This is a genomic window from Cobetia sp. PS-4MA (assembly GCF_057670765.1).
Genome location: NZ_CM173107.1, coordinates 3,448,482 through 3,469,438 on the forward strand (window position 1 = coordinate 3,448,482; position 20,957 = coordinate 3,469,438).

Annotated in this window: 20 protein-coding genes; 6 read left to right on the forward strand and 14 right to left on the reverse strand. The window is 64.1% G+C overall.

Annotated elements, in window-relative coordinates; translation table 11 throughout:
• Positions 1-57 precede the first annotated feature (57 nt).
• Together dnaG and rpsU are read right to left on the reverse strand one after the other, a co-directional pair.
• Positions 58-2,112, reverse strand: a complete 2,055-nt coding sequence (gene dnaG, locus AC26AR_RS14485; protein WP_077378113.1) for a DNA primase — start codon at positions 2,110-2,112, stop codon at positions 58-60.
• Between the two features lie 245 nt (positions 2,113-2,357).
• Positions 2,358-2,573: a 30S ribosomal protein S21 gene (rpsU, locus tag AC26AR_RS14490; protein ID WP_024951433.1), complete on the reverse strand. Its 216-nt coding sequence runs from the start codon at positions 2,571-2,573 to the stop codon at positions 2,358-2,360.
• Between the two features lie 425 nt (positions 2,574-2,998).
• Here rpsU and tsaD point away from each other — a divergent pair, with 425 nt between their 5' ends.
• Entirely contained in the window at positions 2,999-4,039 is a 1,041-nt protein-coding gene (gene tsaD / locus AC26AR_RS14495) for a tRNA (adenosine(37)-N6)-threonylcarbamoyltransferase complex transferase subunit TsaD (RefSeq protein ID WP_077378110.1), read from the forward strand.
• 196 nt (positions 4,040-4,235) lie between these two features.
• Here the strand turns inward: tsaD and folK are convergent, their stop codons facing one another.
• Together folK and folB are read right to left on the reverse strand one after the other, a co-directional pair.
• Positions 4,236-4,775 carry a 2-amino-4-hydroxy-6-hydroxymethyldihydropteridine diphosphokinase gene (gene folK, locus AC26AR_RS14500; RefSeq protein WP_077378107.1) on the reverse strand — a complete coding sequence of 180 codons (540 nt, stop codon included), beginning with the start codon at positions 4,773-4,775 and terminating at the stop codon, positions 4,236-4,238.
• Positions 4,772-5,140, reverse strand: a complete 369-nt coding sequence (gene folB, locus AC26AR_RS14505) for a dihydroneopterin aldolase (RefSeq protein ID WP_077378104.1) — start codon at positions 5,138-5,140, stop codon at positions 4,772-4,774. The genes folK and folB overlap by 4 nt, the downstream gene beginning before the upstream one ends.
• A gap of 115 nt (positions 5,141-5,255) precedes the next feature.
• On the opposite strand from folB, the gene AC26AR_RS14510 reads away from it, so the two are divergent.
• A complete protein-coding gene (locus AC26AR_RS14510) occupies positions 5,256-5,936 on the forward strand; it encodes a glycerol-3-phosphate acyltransferase (RefSeq protein WP_240499643.1) in 681 nt (226 codons plus the stop codon).
• A gap of 46 nt (positions 5,937-5,982) precedes the next feature.
• On the opposite strand, the gene AC26AR_RS14515 is transcribed toward AC26AR_RS14510, so the two are convergent.
• From AC26AR_RS14515 to AC26AR_RS14550, 8 genes are all read right to left on the reverse strand, one after another.
• The gene (locus AC26AR_RS14515; RefSeq protein ID WP_279855963.1) at positions 5,983-7,227 is read right to left on the reverse strand and encodes a tRNA nucleotidyltransferase/poly(A) polymerase-related protein; all 1,245 of its coding nucleotides are present in this window, start codon (positions 7,225-7,227) and stop codon (positions 5,983-5,985) included.
• 48 nt (positions 7,228-7,275) lie between these two features.
• Positions 7,276-7,602: a thiosulfate sulfurtransferase GlpE gene (glpE, locus tag AC26AR_RS14520; protein WP_077378098.1), complete on the reverse strand. Its 327-nt coding sequence runs from the start codon at positions 7,600-7,602 to the stop codon at positions 7,276-7,278.
• Between the two features lie 67 nt (positions 7,603-7,669).
• Positions 7,670-8,512 (reverse strand): symmetrical bis(5'-nucleosyl)-tetraphosphatase, encoded by an 843-nt coding sequence (locus tag AC26AR_RS14525; RefSeq protein WP_141392525.1) that lies wholly within the window; start codon positions 8,510-8,512, stop codon positions 7,670-7,672.
• A 115-nt stretch (positions 8,513-8,627) separates the two neighbouring features.
• Entirely contained in the window at positions 8,628-9,008 is a 381-nt protein-coding gene (gene apaG, locus AC26AR_RS14530) for a Co2+/Mg2+ efflux protein ApaG (RefSeq protein ID WP_077378092.1), read from the reverse strand.
• The gene (rsmA, locus tag AC26AR_RS14535) at positions 9,005-9,913 is read right to left on the reverse strand and encodes a 16S rRNA (adenine(1518)-N(6)/adenine(1519)-N(6))-dimethyltransferase RsmA (protein WP_077378089.1); all 909 of its coding nucleotides are present in this window, start codon (positions 9,911-9,913) and stop codon (positions 9,005-9,007) included. The genes apaG and rsmA overlap by 4 nt, the downstream gene beginning before the upstream one ends.
• Positions 9,914-10,123: 210 nt before the next feature.
• Entirely contained in the window at positions 10,124-11,122 is a 999-nt protein-coding gene (gene pdxA, locus AC26AR_RS14540) for a 4-hydroxythreonine-4-phosphate dehydrogenase PdxA (protein ID WP_084207861.1), read from the reverse strand.
• Positions 11,123-11,129: 7 nt separating this feature from the next.
• The gene (locus tag AC26AR_RS14545; protein WP_077378083.1) at positions 11,130-12,413 is read right to left on the reverse strand and encodes a peptidylprolyl isomerase; all 1,284 of its coding nucleotides are present in this window, start codon (positions 12,411-12,413) and stop codon (positions 11,130-11,132) included.
• An 84-nt stretch (positions 12,414-12,497) separates the two neighbouring features.
• Complete coding sequence (locus AC26AR_RS14550; protein WP_389371058.1) at positions 12,498-14,882, reverse strand: LPS-assembly protein LptD; 2,385 nt, start codon at positions 14,880-14,882, stop codon at positions 12,498-12,500.
• A 360-nt stretch (positions 14,883-15,242) separates the two neighbouring features.
• Between AC26AR_RS14550 and AC26AR_RS14555 the strand changes: the two genes are divergently transcribed.
• The 4 genes from AC26AR_RS14555 to speD all read left to right on the forward strand — a co-directional run bounded on the left by AC26AR_RS14555 (position 15,243) and on the right by speD (position 18,947).
• Complete coding sequence (locus tag AC26AR_RS14555; protein ID WP_488107255.1) at positions 15,243-16,442, forward strand: aminoglycoside phosphotransferase family protein; 1,200 nt, start codon at positions 15,243-15,245, stop codon at positions 16,440-16,442.
• Complete coding sequence (locus AC26AR_RS14560) at positions 16,442-17,275, forward strand: nucleotidyltransferase family protein (RefSeq protein WP_488107256.1); 834 nt, start codon at positions 16,442-16,444, stop codon at positions 17,273-17,275. The genes AC26AR_RS14555 and AC26AR_RS14560 overlap by 1 nt, the downstream gene beginning before the upstream one ends.
• A 146-nt stretch (positions 17,276-17,421) precedes the next feature.
• On the forward strand, positions 17,422-17,847 hold the full coding sequence (locus tag AC26AR_RS14565) for an OsmC family protein (RefSeq protein ID WP_077378074.1): 426 nt from the start codon (positions 17,422-17,424) through the stop codon (positions 17,845-17,847).
• 305 nt (positions 17,848-18,152) lie between these two features.
• On the forward strand, positions 18,153-18,947 hold the full coding sequence (gene speD, locus AC26AR_RS14570; RefSeq protein WP_077378071.1) for an adenosylmethionine decarboxylase: 795 nt from the start codon (positions 18,153-18,155) through the stop codon (positions 18,945-18,947).
• A 77-nt stretch (positions 18,948-19,024) separates the two neighbouring features.
• On the opposite strand, the gene AC26AR_RS14575 is transcribed toward speD, so the two are convergent.
• Together AC26AR_RS14575 and AC26AR_RS14580 are read right to left on the reverse strand one after the other, a co-directional pair.
• Positions 19,025-19,924 (reverse strand): ion transporter, encoded by a 900-nt coding sequence (locus AC26AR_RS14575; protein WP_077378068.1) that lies wholly within the window; start codon positions 19,922-19,924, stop codon positions 19,025-19,027.
• Positions 19,925-20,090: 166 nt separating this feature from the next.
• Positions 20,091-20,861, reverse strand: a complete 771-nt coding sequence (locus tag AC26AR_RS14580; RefSeq protein ID WP_176494269.1) for a hypothetical protein — start codon at positions 20,859-20,861, stop codon at positions 20,091-20,093.
• Positions 20,862-20,957 lie beyond the last annotated feature (96 nt).

Here is a 20,957-nt window from a genome sequence, read left to right on the forward strand (position 1 = left end):
TTCATCCGCGAGGACGGCCCATCTCCCACATGCGGTCACCGAAAGGCTCCGTGAGCTTCAGCGCCGCGTTGCCAGCTGCATCAGCAGGGCCATCAGCCGCTGCTTCTCCTCAGCCGACAGCTTCTCGCCCTGCTTTTCCTTGGCCAGCAAGGCCTGGTATTCCGCCTCGGGTGACGTGCGCGCCAGCTGATGCTGGCAATGCTCCACCAGCCCCTTCAGCTCCTCGCTGCGCACTTCACGCGGGATGAGCAACTCACGCGCGGCCAACTGCTCGAGGCGCGGCCCCTGAGCAGTGCCCAGAAAGTGCGCCAGCAGCACCTGAGGCGAACGATACTGGCCAGCCTTGAGCAATCTCACCACCTCGACCAGCAGACGGACATCCTCACTGTCTGCCGGCTCGCCGGCGCCTTCGATCCATTCATCGCTTGCCGGCAGCTCCGCCACCAGCTGCGGCTCATGCACCAGAAGGTGCAGCAGGCGCGTCAGCATGCTGACCGAGTGACGCGGTGACGTCTTGCGCGCCGCGCCATGCGAGGCAGCGCCCGGACGAGACCGCCCACCCGAGGCACCACCAGCCTCCGGGGGTGGCGCCCAGTCCTCCGGCTGCCAGCCCTCTGCATCCTGCTCACCGAAGCCGGCATCTGCCATCGCATCCAGCGATGACCAGTCGCCACCCTGCGGTTCATTCAGACTGCCACCTTCCAGGCGATTCCCCGCCGGAGCGGCGGAGTGCGACTGGCGCAGCTGCTGATGCTGCCGGAGACGCGCCTGCTGGGCATCACGCGCCGCGGCACGCTCCACCAGCATGGCATCCAGCCGCTCACGCTCCAGGCCACTGCGGCGCTCCAGCTCCTTGAGCAGCAGTGAACGCAGCACCCCCTCGGGCACCCGGGAGATCCATTCCAGCGCCTGGGTCACGAAGCGCTCCAGCTGCTCCATGCGCTTGAGGTCGCGCCCTTCCGCCGCCTGCTCGAACAGGAACTCGGAGAGCCCCGAGGCGCAGGTCACCCGCTTCTCGAAGGCTTCCTGCCCTTCACTGCGCACCAGCGAATCCGGGTCTTCACCCTCAGGCAGGAACAGGAAACGTGCCTGACGGCCATCGATCATGACGTCCAGCACCGTCTCCAGTGCCCGGCGCGCGGCCTGACGGCCAGCCTTGTCACCGTCGAAGCAGAACACCACTTCATCGACCAGCCGATAGAGGCGCTTGAGGTGTTCCTCACTGGTCGCGGTGCCCAGGGTGGCGCAGGCATTGCGAATGCCATACTGCGCCAGCGCCACGACGTCCATGTAGCCCTCGACGATCAGCATGCGCTCAAGCTTGCGATTCGCCTCGCGGGCCTCATACAGGCCGTAGAGCTCACGCCCCTTGTGGAAGACAGGCGTCTCGGGGGAATTCAGGTATTTGGGTTTCGCATCGCCCATCACGCGACCACCGAAGGCGATGGTGCGCCCCTTCCAGTCACGGATCGGGAACATCACGCGATCGCGGAAGCGGTCATAGCGCCGCCCACTCTCCTCGTGATGGATCAGCAGGCCGTACTCGATCTGCACCTCTTCGCTGACACCCAGCTTGCTCAGATGGTGCTTGAGATGTTCCCAGCCCTGGGGCGCAAAGCCGATACCGAAATCGCGCATCACCTCACGCGACAGCCCACGCCCCTCAAGATACTCACGGGCGGGCTGTGCGGCAGGTTCCGTCAGGCGCTGGCGATAGAAGTCAGCCGCCGCCTCAAGCAGATTGACACCCTCTTCACGGGCCTGCTCGCGGCGCTGGCGCTCACGACGTTCATGGGGGCTCTGATTGCCGCCTTCACGGGGCACCTCGAGCGCCAGACGCGAGGCAAGCTGCTCGACCGCTTCCGGAAACGGCAGACGATCGAATTCCATCAGAAACTTGAGGGCACTGCCGCTCGCCCCGCACCCGAAGCAGTGATAGAACTGCTTGTCCGGAATGACGTTGAACGAGGGAGAGTTTTCCTGATGGAAGGGGCACAGGCCGACATAGCTCTTGCCAGCCTTCTTCAACTGGACACGCTCACCTACCACCTCGACCACATCGGTACGGGCCAGCAGATCGTCTATGAAGCCTTGCGGGATGAGACCAGCCATGGTTCGCCAGAAGTCATGGAAAAACGGACTGACCCCAACGCAGTGAGTCGACATCACGCCAACGGGCGATCACATCGACGACAGCGCTCGGGTCAGGCCATCCCTCGAGAAACAGCAACGTGTGCAGTGAACTGACACACGACTCGGGAACAAACGGATCACCAGAGACAAAAACAAGCGGCCACCGTGAGGCAGCCGCTTGGTGTCCTTCCAGAGAGCAGTGGATCACTCCCCAAAAGTACGGATCAGTAGAGACGCTCGAAACGCTTGCGCTCACGCTGAACCTTCTTGGCGTGGCGCTTTACAGCGGCCGCCTGCTGACGCTTGCGAACAGCGGTCGGCTTCTCGTAGTGCTCACGACGACGCACTTCGGAAAGAACACCGGCTTTTTCGCAGGAGCGCTTGAAACGGCGCAGGGCGACGTCGAACGGCTCGTTGTCACGTACTTTAACTGAAGGCATTAAACACTCACCTACCTTGAGATCATGAGTTCGGTTTGAACGCACATCCGGTGCAGCCACTCCTCAGGAGCCACCAGCCAGCGACGGTAAACCGCCACCTGCAGGTCGATCCAGCATCAATCAGTCGCCTGCGACACCACCGGTGAGGGTAGCCGTCGCTGGCTGGAATCATGATTCGGGGAGCTTTTGCGGGGTGGTCGGATGCACGACCCAGTCTTGCAGAGTGCCATATTCTAGACACCCGTCCCCGCCTTTGCAAACGCGGAAACCGGAAATCGTCTCTCGCATAACGCCAGCTGGCGCGACACCCGTGCTCACAGCCAGTAGAATATCGCGCATTCACGGCACCCTCGCCTCTCGGGCTCGCTCAGGCAGCCTCGCTGGCCGTGCCGCCCCCTACTTCTGATATTTCCTGAGAGTCAGCCATGCGTGTGCTCGGCATCGAGACTTCCTGCGACGAGACCGGCGTCGCCATCTACGACACGGACCAGGGCCTGCTTGCAGACGCCCTCTACAGCCAGATCGCCATGCACGCCGAATTCGGCGGTGTGGTGCCGGAGCTGGCCTCTCGCGATCATACCCGCAAGCTGCTGCCGTTGATCCAGCAGGTGATGGACGAGGCGAATCTGAAAGCCGCTGACATCGATGCCATCACCTATACCGCAGGCCCGGGGCTGGTGGGCGCCTTGATGGTCGGCGCCTCGACGGCCCATGGCCTGGCCAGAGCCTGGCAGATTCCGGTGCTCGGGGTGCATCACATGGAAGGCCACCTGCTGGCCCCGATGCTGGAAGACGACGCACCGGAATTTCCCTTCGTGGCGCTGCTGGTCTCCGGTGGCCACACACAGCTGGTGGCGGTGCGCGGGCTGGGCGAGTACGAGCTGCTGGGCGAGTCCGTGGATGATGCCGCAGGCGAGGCCTTCGACAAGGCCGCCAAGATGCTGGAACTGCCCTACCCCGGCGGCCCGCAGGTTGCCAAGCTGGCCGAGCAGGGCGATCCGAAGCGCTACCGCTTCCCGCGCCCGATGACGGATCGCCCCGGACTGGATTTCAGCTTCTCGGGCCTCAAGACCCACACCATGGTCACCCTCAAGAAGGCAAAGGCCAGTGGCGAGCCGGACGAACAGCATCGCGCCGACATCGCGCGCGCCTTCGAGGAAGCCGTGGTCGACACCCTGGTCATCAAGTGCCGCCGCGCGCTGGATCAGACCGGTCTCAAGCGTCTGGTCGTGGCGGGCGGCGTCAGTGCCAATACCCGCCTGCGCGAGCGCCTGAGCCATGAACTGGCCAAGCGCAACGCCCGCGCCTACTATCCGCGCGGTCGCTTCTGTACCGACAATGGCGCCATGATCGCCTACGTGGGGGCACAACGACTGAACGCCGGTGAGCAGGACACTGGCCCGATGAAGGCCGTACCACGCTGGCCTCTCGATAGCCTGTCCGCGCCGCAGGGGCATCACGACTGATCACTGCCGCTCCCGGCGCGTCTCGGCGGCCGTGAAAAGGCGTAGCTGCGATGAAACGGCTACGATGAAAACGGTTCCGATGAAAACAGCAACGCCCTGCCGGGCTACCCGGCAGGGCGTTCGTGCTTCATGTGGCGCAGGTCATGGCGCGAGCGTCATTCAGCGCCGTGATCAGACCGCGCAGAGTGCCGCCTCATCACGGCGCGACGCCGGTGCGGGAGATCCTCCGACAACGCCAGCTGAACTCCACCGGCCACAAGGGCTGCGACTCGGCATGCCCATGCTCGACGAATGACTGCCACAGGCTGGCATAGTCGACCCCACGCACCGGGTGGCGCTGCTCGGCGAAGGCTTCCGCCAGTGGCAGCAGCACGAAGGCATTGCGATCCACTTCCTCACGCGGCAGCAGGACACCGTCGATCTCGCCGGTCAGCTCACCGACCGTCAGGATGTCGATATCCAACGTACGCGGACTGAACTTGGGGCTGCCCTCGAGGCGTCCGTTGGCGAACTCGACCTGCTTGCACCAGGCTTGCAGCTCACCGACGCTCCAGTCACTGTGGAATCCCGCCACCAGATTGTAGAAATTGCGCCCGTCGACGAACCCCACCGGCTCGCTTTCGTAGACGGAAGACAGCGTGAGCTCCCCGAAGGTCGCCTCCAGGGCATCCAGGCAGACTCGCACGTGATGATCACGCTCGATGTTGCTGCCGATGGAGACAAGCACCAGAGTCATGCGCTGACATCCACGAGCGTGCCACGCTCGATGCGCACGCCCACCGCTTGCGCCTCCGGGACCGCCCCCGGCTTGCGCACCGTCATCCTGAGCCAGGGAATCCCGAATTCTTCCCGCAGCAGCGCGGCGAGACGCTCCGCGAAGGTCTCCACCAGCTCGAACTGGCTGTCGTCTGCGTAGGTCTGGATCCGAGCGCTGATGGCAGCATAATCAAGGGTATGCGTCAGATCATCCCCGGCCGCGGCAGGACGGATGTCCGTCGCCATCTCCAGATCGATCACCAGACGCTGGCGAATGGTACGCTCCCAGTCATAGACTCCTATCACGGTCTCAACTGCCAGAGCCTCGATCAGCACACGATCCATGGCGTTACCTCTATGCTTGTCGGATGAACCAGTAAAACGACGCCGCCAAAGGCCCCGCCATCATGCCCGAGATTCTACTGCACCCAGCCCCTGCTTGGCCAAACCGAGCCGCGCGATGCGCCTGTCCGCAAGCGACATGGCTGACGGCGCGCAGCGGGTCATGTGCGGGGGAGGCATGCTGAGCGACATCATCGGCTGGGTGGCCACGCTGGCACACTGGCAGCAGCTGAGCCTGCTGCTGGCACTGGCCTATGGGGGAGGGTCGGTTCTGGGAGCGGTGTGGATCTGCCAGCGCCTGGGCCTGACCGACCCGCGGCTGGCCGGCTCCTTCAATCCGGGCTTCTCGAATGTACTGCGACTGCACGGTGCCATGCCTGCCGCGCTGGTCCTGGCCTTCGATGCCACCAAGGGCATGCCTGCCCTGTGGCTGGGTGGCGAGATCGCCCTGCCCGCCTGGGCACTGGGACTGATCGGACTGGCGGTGCTGATCGGCCACAGCCTGCCGCTATGGCATCGTGGACATCGAGGCGGCAAGGCTGTCGCTGCCGCCTTCGGCGTGCTGTTGATGCTGGCACCGGGCGTGGCCCTGAGCTGTGCTGCCCTGTGGATCGGACTGGCGTGGCGCCTGCGCACCGCCGCCATTGCCTCACTCGTCTCAGGGCTTGCCGCCCCGCTCTTCAGCCTGTGGCTGGCGCCGGAAATGAGCGGCGTGATACTCGTCTTCGCCAGTCTGATCGTGGTGCGTCACGCGCTCAATCTGCGCCGCCTGAGCGATGGCAGCGAACCGCGCCTGTAGACCCTCACTCCGCAGCCCGACCCTTGCCTCTGCGTGCATCGTCCTCTCAGTGAGCGTGGCCACAACCACAGTGCGGCGCATGGACCTCTGGCGTGGCTCGCCACTCACGCAACGCCTCGGCAATCGCCTGCTGACGCTGCTCGCCCATCGCCCGCCCGATCTCGGCCCCCTTGAGCCCCTGAGCGACCAGGGATTGCGGCGAGACCGCCGTCGCGGCCTGCCAGGCGGCATTGCCCAGCCGCGCCAGCCCCTTGTCTTCCACTGCCAGCAAGGCCACCAGCACCGACTGACGCTCACCACGACGCCACGCATCGACGCCATCCAGCCAGACCTTGAGATCTTCCGCCTGCACGCCACCCTCTCGATGCGACGCATCATTCAGCTCTCGGCACAGACGCGCCTGCTGAGCCGCATCGCGCACGGCACTGGGCAGACGCAGCTCCTGCGCCAGGGTATCGATCTCCTCACGCGACAGGTGCTCCACCAGCCGTGCCATGCGCCAGCAGACCATCTCCGCCTCATCGACCAGCTGTCGCGGCAGGCGATCCAGCCGCTCCAGCGCTGACTCAAGCGCACGGGCCTCCCTCGCCAGTGCCGGCATCAGCACGCTCAGGGCACCCAGCTCATCCAGCAGCTGGAAGTAGGCCTCAGGACTGGCTTCCCCCAGCGCCTTCTCGGTTTCCTTCCAGACACGCTCAGCGACCAGATGCGAGACTTCGCCGCTCTCGACCATCCCCTGCATCAACGCGCGAGTCTCCTCGGCGACCGTGAAACCCAGCCCCTGATAACGTGCCAGGAAGCGTGCCACGCGCAGCACGCGTAGCGGGTCTTCACTGAAGGCGTCGGAGACGTGGCGCAACAGTCGTGCCTCGAGATCCGCAAGTCCGCCGTAGGGGTCCACCAGTTCGCCCTCGCCGGGCGGACTGTCCAGCGGCTCGGCCATGGCATTGATGGTCAGATCACGACGCACGAGATCCTCTTCCAGGGTCACGTCGGGGCTGGCATGCACGGTGAAGCCAACGTAGCCATGTCCGGACTTGCGCTCGGTGCGTGCCAGCGCATATTCCTCCTGCGTCTGAGGGTGCAGGAAGACCGGAAAGTCGCGCCCCACCGGGCGGAAACCACGCGCCTGCATGTCCTCGACCGTCGCGCCCACCACCACGAAATCGCACTCATGCCATGGCCAGCCCAGGCGCGCATCGCGCACGGCGCCCCCTACCCGATAGACCTCGAGCCCTTGCAGCAGGCGGTCCGATGACGCATCAAGTCGATGAGGGGCACTACGAGTCATGGGGACTCCTTGGCAGAAGGGAGATGAGACAATCAGGCAAAGGTGGGATCAGCTACCGCTTTCGACATCGTCGCCATGGGTGAGCTGATACTGGGTGAAACCGCCATCGAGAGAGTAGACCTTCTCGAAGCCCTGCCCGGCAAGCCAGGCCGCTGCCTGCTGACTGGAGTGGCCGTGATAGCACACCACTACCAGCGGTGTGTCGCGAGGTGTCTCTTCCAGGATCGCCCCTGCACTGGCGTTGTCCAGATGCCGGCTGCCGGGAATGCGCCCCTGGGTGAAGCTGAGCGGATCACGGATGTCCAGCAGCACGAAGGGTTGTTCGCCGTCGCGCCATTGCGCCAGTGACGCCAGATCAAGATGTTCGAAACTCATGGGAACTCCGCTGAAGATAGGGACAGGAAAATGGACGTGCGCCGCGCAGGGGAGGCGCCTTGCAGAGTCAGTCGCGCGATGTCACCGCCGGTTCGAACACGCGCTGCCCCGTCTCGAGATCGAGCGCTGTCAGCCCGCCACCCCATACGCAGCCGGTATCCAGTGCCGCGACATCCTGGCGCGCCGCTGGAGTCTCGCCTTCCAGCGCCGCCCAATGGCCGAACAGCAGGCGCGGAGAGTCATCCCAGGCTCCCTCGGGACGCGGAAACTGGAACCAGGGACGATAGCCCTCGGGCGCGGAATCCAGCCCCTCCTTGGCCGCAAAGTCCATGCGACCCTCGCGGTCCACGAAACGCATGCGGGTGAAGACATTCACGATGCAACGCAGCCGCGCGATGCCGCTGAGATCCTCCCGCCAGAGATCGGGCGTGTCGCCATACATCTCGCCGAGAAACTCGCGATAGGCGTCCCCCGCCAGTGCAGCTTCCGCCTCGCGGGCCAGCGCTGCCGCCTGATTCAAGGTCCAGCCGGGCAGAACGCCGGCATGCGTCATCACCGTGCGCCGCGCATCGATGGTCTCTTCCACCATCAACGGCTGGCGACGCAGCCAGTCAAGCAGCTCGTCGCGATCCGGCGCGTCCAGAATGGGCTGAAGCGTATCGGAACGCTTGAGGCGCCCGAAGCCATGCGCGACCGCCAGCAGATGCAGATCATGGTTGCCCAGCACGATGCGCGCACTGTCCCCGAGAGCCTTGGCATGGCGCAGGCATTCAAGCGAGCCCGGCCCGCGATTGACCAGATCTCCGGCCAACCACATCACATCACGTCCGGGCGTGAACTCCAGACGCTGCAACAGGCGTTCGAACTCAACGTGACATCCCTGCAGATCGCCAATCGCCCACTGCGTCATGCTGCTCCCCCGGCCGCCTGGCGGCCTGCTACGTGAATGACTTGCTGATGGTTTCGTTCAGGACGGCGACAGACCGATGGGCCATGTCCCGACTTGGCCCGAGACTCGGCAGGCATCAATGCACCTGATGCGGCCCGGCCAGACGAAATGGCGCGATGGCGACTTCGAAGGTGCGCGCATGGGTGGCATCGGAGAAGGTATAGGCCCCCTGCATCACGCCGACCGGCATGTCGAGGACGGCCCGCGAGGTATAGCGGAAGCTTTCCCCCGGGGCGATCAGCGGCTGCTTGCCGACCACCCCCTTGCCGCGGACTTCCTGCTCGTTGCCGCTTCCCTGGGTGATCTTCCAGTAACGCGCCAGCAGCTGGATCGTCTCGTCGCTGCCATTGTGCACCGTGATGGTGTAGCGGAACACGAAGCGGTTCTCGCTCGGACGACTCTCGTCGGCGCAGTACTCCGGTACGGCGTCGACATGAATGTCCGCCACGCCGCTCATGCGTCGTGATCGCTGTCAGTGGCGGCCTGCGAGGTCGTGACCTCACCGTGACCGACATTGCTGCGGGGGCGCTTGCGGGGCGCGCTGTCCGCCTGGCTGGCGGTCATGCCCTGGGCGCTCAGATGGTTGGTGATCATCACCAGCTCCGCGACCGTCAGCGTCTGCGGGCGACGCGAGGGATCAATGCCCAGCGCCGTCAGCTGTTCGGCATCGATACGCCCCTTGAAGTTGTTGCGCAGAGTCTTGCGACGCTGGGAGAAGGCTTCCCGCACGATGATGGCCAGCAGCTTCTCGTCAGTCGCCGGATGCGGCAGCTCGGCATGCGGCACCAGACGCACGATGGCCGAGTCCACCTTTGGCGCCGGGAAGAAGGCACTGGGCGGCACCAGGAAGAGGTTCTCGACCGCACAGTAATACTGGGTCATCACCGACAGACGGCCCCAGTCCGTACCACCCGGCTCAGCCGCCAGACGCTCGACCACTTCCTTCTGCAGCATGAAGTGCATGTCGGCAATCGCGCCACGCGCTTCCAGCAGGTGGAAGATCAGTGGCGTGGAGATGTTGTACGGCAGGTTGCCGACCACGCGCAGTGCCGGACCATCGCCCACCAGCGCCGGAAAATCGAAGCGCAGGGCATCGCCCTCGTGGATGACGAAATCGGGATAGTTGAAGAACTGCACGCGCAGCCCGGGGATCAGGTCACGGTCCAGCTCGATGACCTCCAGCTTGCCCGCCGCTTCCAGCAACGGACCGGTCAGCGCCCCCTGCCCCGGACCGATCTCGACCAGCCGCTCCCCCTCTGCCGGACGAATGGCCCTGACGATACGGGAGATGACGCCAAGATCCTGCAGGAAGTTCTGGCCGAAACGCTTGCGCGCACGATGCGCCGGGAAATGTTGGGACATGGGACTGACTTTCCTCCGGGGAGCCCTGTGGACTCCCGACAACAAGACGCCATCCTTCACCTGTGGAATCGATGCAGAGGCATCGAGGGACATGGAAAGGACGGCGAGACCATCCTGGATGGTCGAATGACTGGGGTAGCGGCGACGCCTGCTTGAGGTGCGCGCTCGGCGTGCCGCATGGACGGTCACGCCAGATGATGGGGGATTATCTCAGGCTCGCGCGGCGGCTGCCATCTCGATGGCCACCTGCACGGCCTGCACGAGACTTCCGACATCGGCCCGACCCGTGCCCGCGAGATCCAGCGCGGTACCGTGATCGACCGAGGTACGCACGATGGGCAGGCCCAGCGTGATGTTGGCCGCCTGACCGAATCCGGCGTACTTGAGCACCGGCAGCCCCTGATCGTGATACATCGCCAGCACGGCATCCACGCCATCGAGATGACGTGGCGTGAACAGGGTATCCGCCGGCAGCGGCCCCGCCAGCTGCATGCCCGTGGCGCGCAGTGCCTCGAGCGTCGGTGAGATCACCTCGATCTCCTCGACGCCGAGATGCCCACCTTCGCCGGCATGGGGGTTGAGTCCGCACACCGCGATGCGCGGCGTCTCACGCCCGAAGTAGCGTTTGAGATCTTCCGCCAGGATAGTGAGCACTCGTGTCAGCCCCTGCGGCGTGATGGCGTCAGCCACCTCACGCAGCGGCAGATGGGTGGTGGCCAGCGCGACACGCAGTCCCGGGCACGCCAGCATCATGACCACTTCCTCGACACCGCAGACGTCGCGCAGATACTCGGTATGCCCCGTGAAACCGGCGTGGCCGGCCTCGATCACGGCCGCCTTGGACAGCGGCGCCGTCACCATGGCACTGGCGTGTCCGGCCTGACAGGCGGCGATGGCCACGTCGAGCATCTGCAGGACATGATCACCGTTGCGCGCATCGATCACACCCGGCTCACTGGGCACCGCCAGCGGCACCGGCCATACGGCCAGATGACCATTGCGGGCCGGTGGCAGGGGGTCGCCGGGGCTCAGCTCATGCAATTCAAGCGAAAGCCCCAGCAGCCGGGCACGACTGGCCAGCAGGTCGGGATCGGCGACCGCGACCAGCTGCGCCGGGAAGTCCTCGGCCTGAGCCGCCAGCATCACCAGCAGCTCGGGACCGATGCCCGCCGGCTCCCCGGCGGTCAGCGCGATCACCTCGGACGACATGGCGCGCTCACTGCTCATCAAGGCGGTTGTCGACATAGGCCTCGGCGCGGATCTGCTGCTGCCAGGCTTCCAGTTCGTCATTGAGCTTGCGCTGGAACAGGGTCTTGCGGACCTTGTCACGCTGGCTGGAATTGGTGACATCCTGCTGACGACGATTCTCGACCTCGATGATGTGATAGCCGAAGCGCGTCTTGATGGGCTGGCTGACCTCACCCACCTTCAGGGCGTTCATGGCAGTCTCGAAGGACGACACCGTCTGCCCCGGGCTGACCCACCCCAGCTCGCCACCCTTGAGAGAGCTGCCCTTGTCGTCGCTGAACTCCTGGGCCAGCGCGGCGAAGTCCTCGCCACCCAGCACGCGACGGCGGATGGACTCGGCACGCTCAAGCGCCTGCTGATCACTCATGTTCGGGTTGGGCTGGATCAGGATGTGACGCGCCTGAGTCTGGGAAATCAATGACTTGCCTGCGCCACGCTTCTCGATCAGCTTCACCAGGTGATAGCCGCTGGCACTGCGCAACGGCTGGGACACCTCACCTGCCTGCATGTCCGGCACCACATCGGCGAATACGCTCGGCAGCTCACCGCCGGCGCGCCAGCCGAGATCCCCGCCACTCAGCGCCTGGCTGCCAGCGGATTCCGCCGCTGCCACCTGGGCGAAGTCCGTCCCATCGGCGATCTGCTGACGCAGACCATCGGCACGCTCGCGCGCCGCCTTGACCTGAGCCGGTGTCGGCTCCTGCGGCAGGGCGACCAGCAGGTGCGCCAGGTGATACTGGATATCACTGCCGACGTCCTGCTGGTTGAGATACCGGTCGATCTCGCGATCGGAGATGCGCACCTTGCTGGCCACGCGACGCTGCTGGATCTGTTGCACCAGCAGTTCACGACGCACCTGATCACGCACATCGGCCAGCGACATGCCATCCTGCTCGAGCTTGTCGGCAAAGGCCTCCAGGCTCAGACCATTGTCCTTGGCGATTCCCCGCAGGGTGGCATTGAGCTGGGTGTCATCGATGCTCAGATTGGCCTGCTCCGCCATCTGCAGCTGAATCTGCTCATTGACCATGCGGTCGAGCACCTGGCGCTCCAGCACATTGCGCGGCGGCAGGTTGATACCGCGACTCTGCAGCTGTTGGCTGGCCTGGGAGACACGCCGCTCCATGTCGCTTTGCATGATGGCGTCCTTGTTGACCACGGCAACCACACGGTCGAGCAACTCGGCGGCACTCACCGGCAGGCTTGCCAGCGCGAATGCCAGCCCCAGCGGGGCAATCAGGGTCTTGCGCATCGGGTGTTCTCTCGACGTAAAAATGTTGATGGCGCCGCCTTGCAGCGGCGCCCTGTCGTCAGCGTGCGTGACGCATCCCGGGGGTCAGAAACCGGCGTTGCGATAGCCCGGCACCGCCTGCTCCAGATAGCTGTCCGCGCTCTGGCCGACGCCACCCAGTCCCTTGAACTCGAAGGTCAGGAAGATACCGTTCTTCTCTTCATCATCCGAGATGGTATTGGCGGTGTCGTTGTCATCCTGCCATTCCCGCCAGGTGACCTGGACGCCATAGCAGCAGTCGTTGTACTGGACACCCAGCACCTTCTCCAGCGAGCGGGAATTGGTGCTGTCGTACTGATAGCGGCCCAGCAGCGACCAGCTTGCGCTGACCGGCGTCGCGAACGAGAAATCCCACTCGTTGCGGGTATAGCCCAGCACGTCTTCATCGTCCTCATCATCGTAAGGCACGAACCCTTCGATCTCACGATTGAAGCCAAAGTTCAGTACCGTGCCCTGTTTGGCGCGATAACGCAGTGATGTCTGGGCGCTTTCGGTGACACCGCGATCGAAGTCCTGGAACACGGCCTGGGTCGCGGTCCACTGGTCGTTGAGGACCACATCGGCCTGGAAGACCACCGGCGAGCGGTCACGCGTCGCCCGATAGTAATCGGAGTAGCTGTCGAAGTCGGAGCGCGACGTCTTGTCCGGGTCCCCATCCATGTCGATGTTGCGGTCCGACAGGTAGCTGGACTGGCCAACGCCCAGCTTGAGGCGTTCGCGACCGCTCTCGTCACTAATGAAGCGCGAGGAGACGCCGTAGGAAATCTTGTTGGTGTCGCCCACTCGGTCGCCACCGCTGAAGCGGTAGGGAGACCACAGCTGATTCCAGCTGAAGGCATCCTCGGAGGTGTCGAAGTCCGGGAAGTCGGACTGATCGACCTCAGGGACATAGGCGTAGTACAGACGCGGCTCCAGCGTCTGCTTGTAACCTTCGCCGAACCACTCGGTATCACGGTCGAAGATCAAGCCGCTGTCCAGTGACAGCACCGGAATGGTCGCCGAGGTACTGCTGTCACGATCGGTCTCGCGATCCCCGTAGTCCAGGTCGTAGCTCAGACTGATCAGCTGGGCACGCGGCTCGATGAAGCTCCAGCTCTGATCGCTGCGCCAGCCCACGGCCGGCGCCAGACGCAGACGGGTGCCGTTGGCGGCTTCATCGTCGTCGATGTCCGTGTCGGTCTCGTCCACATCACGCCAGAAGTAGGTGGCGTTGGAATTCCATTCTTCATAGAAGCCGCTGGTCTGGCTCCAGCGCGCGTTGGCAGTCAGGCTCGGCAGGCGATAGAACGGCTTGTCCTCGTCATCCAGCGGAAAGTCCATCCGCTGATACCCCTGCGCCTTGAACTCGAGATCCCAGACGTCGCCACGGTAATTCAGTCGCGCGAGACGCTCGAGGCTGTCCGTCTCGGTCTCGCCGAAGTTGCGCCCGAAGTCATCGAAGTAATTGCCGTCGGATGCCGCGCCATACTTGAGCTGATAGGCCGTGCGCGCGTCATAGCGACCAGAGTGCTGGTAATTGATGTACCAGCGATCCTCGCCGATGAGATCCTCTTCATCGTCATCCGGATCACTGCCGCCATCGTCATCGGCCAACCAGGCGCCTTCCAGCGTGCCTTCGTCGCCACGCGGCAGCAGGTAACGGAACTCACCTTCCAGCATCTCACCGCGCTCTGAAATGTAGCGAGGCGTGATGGTGGCATCGTAATTCGGGGCCAGGTTCAGATAGATGGGCTGGGCATAATCGAAGCCGCTGGAGCTGGTGTAGCTGAGCTGCGGCCACAGCAACCCGGTGTGGCGGCGGTCATCGACCGGGAAACGCACATAGGGCCAATAGAAGACCGGCACGCCGCCCATTTCCATGCGCGCGTGGGTCGCCTCCCCCCAACCGGACTCCCGGTCGATGGTGATATCGCTGCCGACCAGACGCCACAGGCTGTTGCCCGGCTCACAGGAGGTGAAGCTGGCATCCTTCAGGCGATAACGGCCATCTTCCAGACGCGCCAACTGCACCGCATCCCCCCGGATACGCTGCTTGTGGAAGACGTAGTGACCATTGTCGACGCTGGCCGCGTCGCTGTTGAGCGAGACGCGGGCATCATCTCCGCGCAGCAGCACGCCGGGCTGACGGTAGGTCACCGGGCCCTTGGCCGTCGCGGTGTCTCGCGCCTCGTTGACGCTGACCTCAGGCGATTCCAGCTGGGAATCACCCCGTCTGAGCACTACCTCGCCCATCAGGGTCGCGACGCCATCATTGCCATAATTGGCCTTGTCGGCGGAGGTCGCGACCTGCTCGGGCGTGTCACCCGCATCGATCCGGTAGGCCGGTGTCACGTAGCGACCGCTGCACAGCTGCCCCTGCGGCACCTCTTCATAAGGCTGCCAGTCGAGCTGGCTTGCCGACAGCGGCTCCGGCGGGGCGGCTTGCGCCATCAGCGGCGCGCCAGCGGCCAGCGGGGCCAGCGTCCACAGGAGACGCAGCACCAGCGGCTTGAGCCGCCATGTCGCCGGCTGGCTGACGGGGAGACGCGTCGCCGTCGTGGAAGACGCAAGACGACGATGCGGCCGCCCGAGGGCGGACACCGGCTTGCCCGTGTGTATTGAATGGCTGCGCTGGGCCATGGCTGCTCTGTGTCCTTGGCTGGGGGAATCGGTATTATACAGGCCCAGCAACCGGCCTTCCTGCTTGCCGGTTCCGCCTGTCCTGTGGTCACCACACCCCAGCATGCGGGGCCGCGGCACAGGCGTCAACTGACAGCCGGCCCCCGTATCCGCCGACAGGAGCCCCGCCCCATGACATCCGACGCCCGCCGTCAGGCCCTCCACGCCTGGGCTGCCGCACGCCACGACCTCACCCCCGACGCCGTCCGCATGAGCGCTGTGGCCGACGACGCCAGCTTTCGTCGCTACTTCCGTCTGCATCTCGATGAGAGCGTCCCCGGCATGTCGCCCCGCATCCTGATGGATGCACCGCCGGAAAAGGAGGACAGCCATGGCTTCGTCGCCATCGCTCGCCAGTGGCGGGAAGCCGGCCTGCCCCTGCCCGAGGTCTTCGCCTTCGATGACGCCCGAGGCTTTCTGGAGCTTGAGGATCTCGGTGATACGCCACTGATGACGGCCCTGACCAGCACCGAACACGCCGACCACTACTATGGCGAGGCCATCGGCCTGCTCGAGCAGTTGCATGAACTGCCGCTGGCCGACCTGCCCGCCTATGACGATGCGCGCCTCAAGGCCGAGATGGACCTCTTCCCCGAATGGTGTCTGGAGCAGCTGCTCGACATGCCACATGACCGCCGCTACGCCGCCTGGGAAACGCTCTGCGGACAGCTGCTGACGGCCGCGCGCGCGCAACCTCTCGTCACCGTGCACCGCGACTTCCATGCCCAGAACCTGTTCCTGCATGCCGATGCCGGCCAGTCGCGCGAGACGCTGTGGATCATCGACTTCCAGGATGCCGTCATCGGTCCCGAGAACTACGACCTGATCTCGCTGCTGCGTGACCGCCACTGGCGCTGGCCGGAGCCCGCCATGGCGCGCTGGATCGAACAGGCCCGCCTTGCCGCCCTGCCACGCTATGACGCCGCTGGCCTGCCGGCCCCCAGCCCGCTCGCGTATCGTCAGAGCGTCGAGCGCATGGGCGTGCAGCGCAATCTCAAGATTCTCGGCATCTTCGCGCGCCTGACCCTGCGCGACGCCAAGCCACGCTATCTGACGCTGATGCCACGCTTCCTCGGCCATCTGCGTGAAGGTCTGGCCTTCTGCCCCGAACTGATCTCCTTCACCCACTGGCTGGATGAGGTGCTGACCCCGGCGCTGTCACTGCGTCTGGCCTCCGAGTGCGAGGCACGAGGCCTGCGACTGGCCAATGGCGAGACGCCGGAGATCAACCTCGACGACTACGATGAGCTGGCCGCTCTGGCCGATCGCGCGGCACGCCTGATGCGCAACGCCGAGGCACGTCAGACAGATGTCACGCAGGAGAAAGGCTGATGCGCGCGATGATTCTGGCCGCGGGCTTCGGGACTCGCATGCGTCCATTGACTGACCACACGCCCAAGCCGCTGCTGAACGTCGCAGGACGCCCGCTGCTGGAGCATCACCTGCTCAGGCTGGAAGCCGCAGGCGTGGATGACATCGTCATCAACGTCGGCCATCTTGCGCAGAAGATCCTGGAGCATTTCGCCGCTGCTCGCTCTCCCTGCGGCTTGCTGCAGGCGCGCTGGCAGGGTCGCGGGCGCGAACTGACGCTGACGTTCTCCCATGAGACGACGCCACTGGAGACCGGTGGCGGCATCGCACGCGCACTGACACTGCCCGGCGCTTTGACGGCCGATGACGCCGACGAGACACCCTTCCTGCTGATCAATGGTGATGTCTGGTGCGATGTGGATCTCGGGGCGCTGATGGCTCAGGCACTGGCCAGCCAGACTCAGAGCCTGCCGCCAAGGCCGTTGGCGGGCCTGGTACTGGTGGACAACCCGCCACACCATCCGAGCGGCGACTTCCTGCTGATGCAGGATGGCGAAGTGCGCGACGACCCCGTGAATGGAACGGACGAGCGCATGGACAACGCAGACCGCCTGACCTTCTCCGGCGTGTCATGGCTGTCCCCACGCCTGATCCGGCGCGCCCTGCACGAGACGCCGGCTCTGCGAGAGGGTGATGGCGTGTTCAAGCTGGCACCGCTGCTGCGCGATGCCATGCAGCGCGGGGAGGCACGCGGACTGCATCACCGTGGCGAATGGATCGACGTCGGAACGCCGGAAAGACTGGACGAGCTGGACAGGCTGCTCAGCGATCGCCCGACACATCCAAAGGCATGAGCTCGCAGGCATAAGCTCAGCGCCGGACGTTCCTCCGGCCGCGGGCGCGGCAATGCTATTCTGTGCGCCTTCGTGCGGTCCCGCCTGCGCACCGGTGCACCTCACTGACTCATTGATTCACCGAAGGGAGAGAATTCGTCATGGCAATGAACACCAGCATCAAGTGGACCGATGGTCGCCAGTTCCTCGCGGAATCCGGCAGCGGCCACAGCGTCGTCATGGATGGCAATCCGGAAAATGGCGGACGCAACACCGGCCCGCGCCCGATGGAGATGCTGCTGATGGGGCTGGGCGGCTGCACCAGCTTTGACGTCATCCAGATTCTCGAGAAGGCCCGCCAGCAGGTCACGGACTGCCGCGCAGACCTCACGGCCGAGCGCGCCGATGGCGTGCCCAGCGTCTTCACCAGCATTCACGTCAACTTCGTGGTCACGGGCTACAACCTCAAGGAAGCACAGGTAAAACGCGCCGTGGAGCTGTCCGCCGAAAAGTACTGCAGCGCGTCATTGATGCTCAGCGCCGGTGGCGTCGAGATCACGCACTCCTACGAAGTCATCGACAGCGCCGCCTGATCATCTCCCGGCACTCCCCCTCTGCCACCCGCCGCCATGAGCGATCTGACGGCGGGTGGCAGAGGGGGGACTCACGCCAGCGAGCGACGCTCGACGGGAATTGACGCTGGCGTGTCAGCCCTGCCTGTGCATAATACGCCCCTCAAACCGGTTGTCTTCCCGGTCGCTCCTCGGCCATCGGCCACGAAACGAGCGCCGCAGGACACCTTCTTCGGCCCGATGTTCACCCCTGGATGGCAACGCCACACGGGCGTGATAGAGGCATCGGATGTCATACCACCCTCCCATCTCAAGGAGGCCTGGACGTGAGCGATCAACTCCGCCTTCACGGGTTCAACAACCTCACCAGTTCGTTGAGCTTCAATATCTACGACATCTGCTACGCGCAGACCGAAGAACAGCGTACGGCGTATATCGATTATATCGATGAACTCTACAACGCCGAGCGCCTGACCCAGATACTCAAGGATGTCACCAACATCATCGGTGCCCACGTGCTGAACATCGCACGTCAGGACTACGAGCCGCATGGTGCCAGCGTGACCATCCTGATCGCCGAGCATGAGCTGGAAGAGACGGACCCCGCCCAGACGGAGCCGGGCCCGGGCCCGCTGCCCGAGACGGTCGTCGGCCATCTGGACAAGTCACACGTCACGGTGCACACCTACCCTGAGTCCCACCCGGACAACGGCATCAGCACCTTCCGTCTGGATATCGATGTCTCGACCTGTGGCATGATCAGCCCGCTGAAGGCGCTGAACTACCTGATCCACAGTTTCGACTCCGACATCGTGACCATGGATTACCGCGTGCGCGGCTTCACCCGCGACGTGGATGGCAAGAAGCTGTTCATCGATCACGACATCACCTCGATCCAGGATTACCTGGCGGAAGACACCAAGTGTGCCTACCAGATGGTCGATGTGAACGTGTATCAGGAAAACATGTTCCACACCAAGATGCTGCTCAAGGACTTCGAGCTGGACAACTACCTCTTCGGCACCTCGCGTCGCGAGCTGACCTTCGAGGAAGCCACCAACATCGAAAGCCGCCTGCGTCGCGAAATGCTCGAGATCTTCTACTCGCGCAACTTCGACTGAGCCGGGCACGCCTCGAGGCATGCAAAAGCCCCTGACACCTTTGGGTGTCAGGGGCTTTTTTCTGGCCCGACCACGACTCAACGCTTTCCGTCAGGCCCGGGGTCCGTCTTGCGTTGCGGCGCAGTGGTGCCGGCCTCGTCCAGACGCCGGGCCATCTCGTCATTGACCTCACGCTGGAGCGCCTCACGGCGCTGTTCGCGCTCCGCCAGCGACTCCCCCTGCATCACCGCCACTTCATCGAGCCGGGTGCGCAATTCACGCACCTCGGTCGTCAGCTCGCTGATCTGGTGATAGAGCGCGCGGGTCATGTCGCGCTGGGCACGCGCCGCGCGCGCCTCCTGCTCACTGTCATCCTCGATGAAGATCGAACTGATGTAGGCCGCGAAGCTCCCGAACAGCCCCACGCCTCCCACCATCAACAGCACGGCCACGACCCGCCCCAGGGTGGTGATGGGATAATAGTCCCCATAGCCGACGGTGGTCACCGTCACGACGGCCCACCACAGCGCCTCCTCGGCAGTGTTGATGGGGCTGTCGGGGTTGGGAGTCTCCACCATCAGCATGGTGAGTGCGCCGAAGACCACCAGCAGCACCGTGGCAGTGGCCGCAGAGGCGAACACCCCCTCGGCGCGATTGCGGAACAGCAGCTTCCAGATCATCTCCATCGACTTGATGGCGCGCAGCACTCGCAGTATCTGCACCACGCGAAACAGCCTCGCCCCCTGGAAGAGGCCTGCCGGAATACAGGCCAGCAGGTCGATCCAGCCCCACTTCATGTACTCGCGCTTGCTCTTCGCACTGGCGAACCGCTTGCAGAAATCGACGAAGAAGAACAGGCAGACCACGTAGTCCATGTACTGCAGCAGTCGCTGGACCGGAGGCGACAGTTCGAAGATCAGATCCACGACCATCGCACCGATGACATACAGTGACAGCACCAGAATGAACAGCTGAAAGGGCGTGACGCGTTCCTGCATCCGAGGATCTCCGTAAATGGGGCTCAGGAAAGCCTACCCCATCCTCGACGCCCTGACAGTGTGAAGACACCGCTGTCGTGCTTGTGATGATTCATGCGCCCGGTGATTCATGCGACCAGAGCTTCATGCGACCGGTAGTTCATGCGTTAGCCTCATGTGCCCGCGCTCATGACGTCTTGTCGCGCGACTCGTCGTCACTCGGAGGCTGGAAGGTAGACTGCTCGCTGATGTCTTCCCCACTGATGCGATTCAGAAGCTTGCGCAACTTGTGACGCTGACGGCGTGATGACAGGCGATTGGAATCCCAGCGCTCCGGTACCAGCGCACATTCTCCATTGGCATCGTGCAGACGGAAGGCACGCTCGACGCCGATCGGGTGGTCCTCACTGCCATAGATGCCGATGATGCGCAGCGTCAGGCGCTGGAATTTCAGCTGCTCATTGCTGGGCCAGTGACCGTCGAGCGAGATGCCATTGCGGCGCGCCATGCGCTCGATGACTTCAGAGAACGTCCCGATATGCAGGAAGTCGCCCGAGCCCAGCGGCCCCTGACGCGTGGTATCGGAGATACGCCATTCACTGCTGCTGGAAGCCTCCTTCGCGGACTGTTCGCTGTCGCCATCCTGCTGATTGTCACTCTGCTCGTCACCTTCCTGATAGCTGCGTTCGAACTCGGTGACATCCATCAGCAGGCTGCCATGACTGGTATCCAGCCGGGCGATGATGTGCTCGATGAAGATCGATTCGGCACTCATGTTGCTGACGATGCACAGGCTGTCGATCCCCTTGGACTTGCCGCGATTGATCAACACGCGCGGGCGCCGCTGGCGACGGAAGTTGTGATACAGCAGCTGTGCGTAGACCAGCCAGATGAAGAACGAGCCGATACTGGCAATCGCCGAGATGGTTTTCGAGTGATTCGCGATCCACTCCATCATGCTGACCTCCCCTGTCAACGTTGTCTGGTGCACCCTTTCTTGGGGATGGCGACAGGGGATTGCGAGCATTGATATGGCGTTTAATCACGCCGCGCG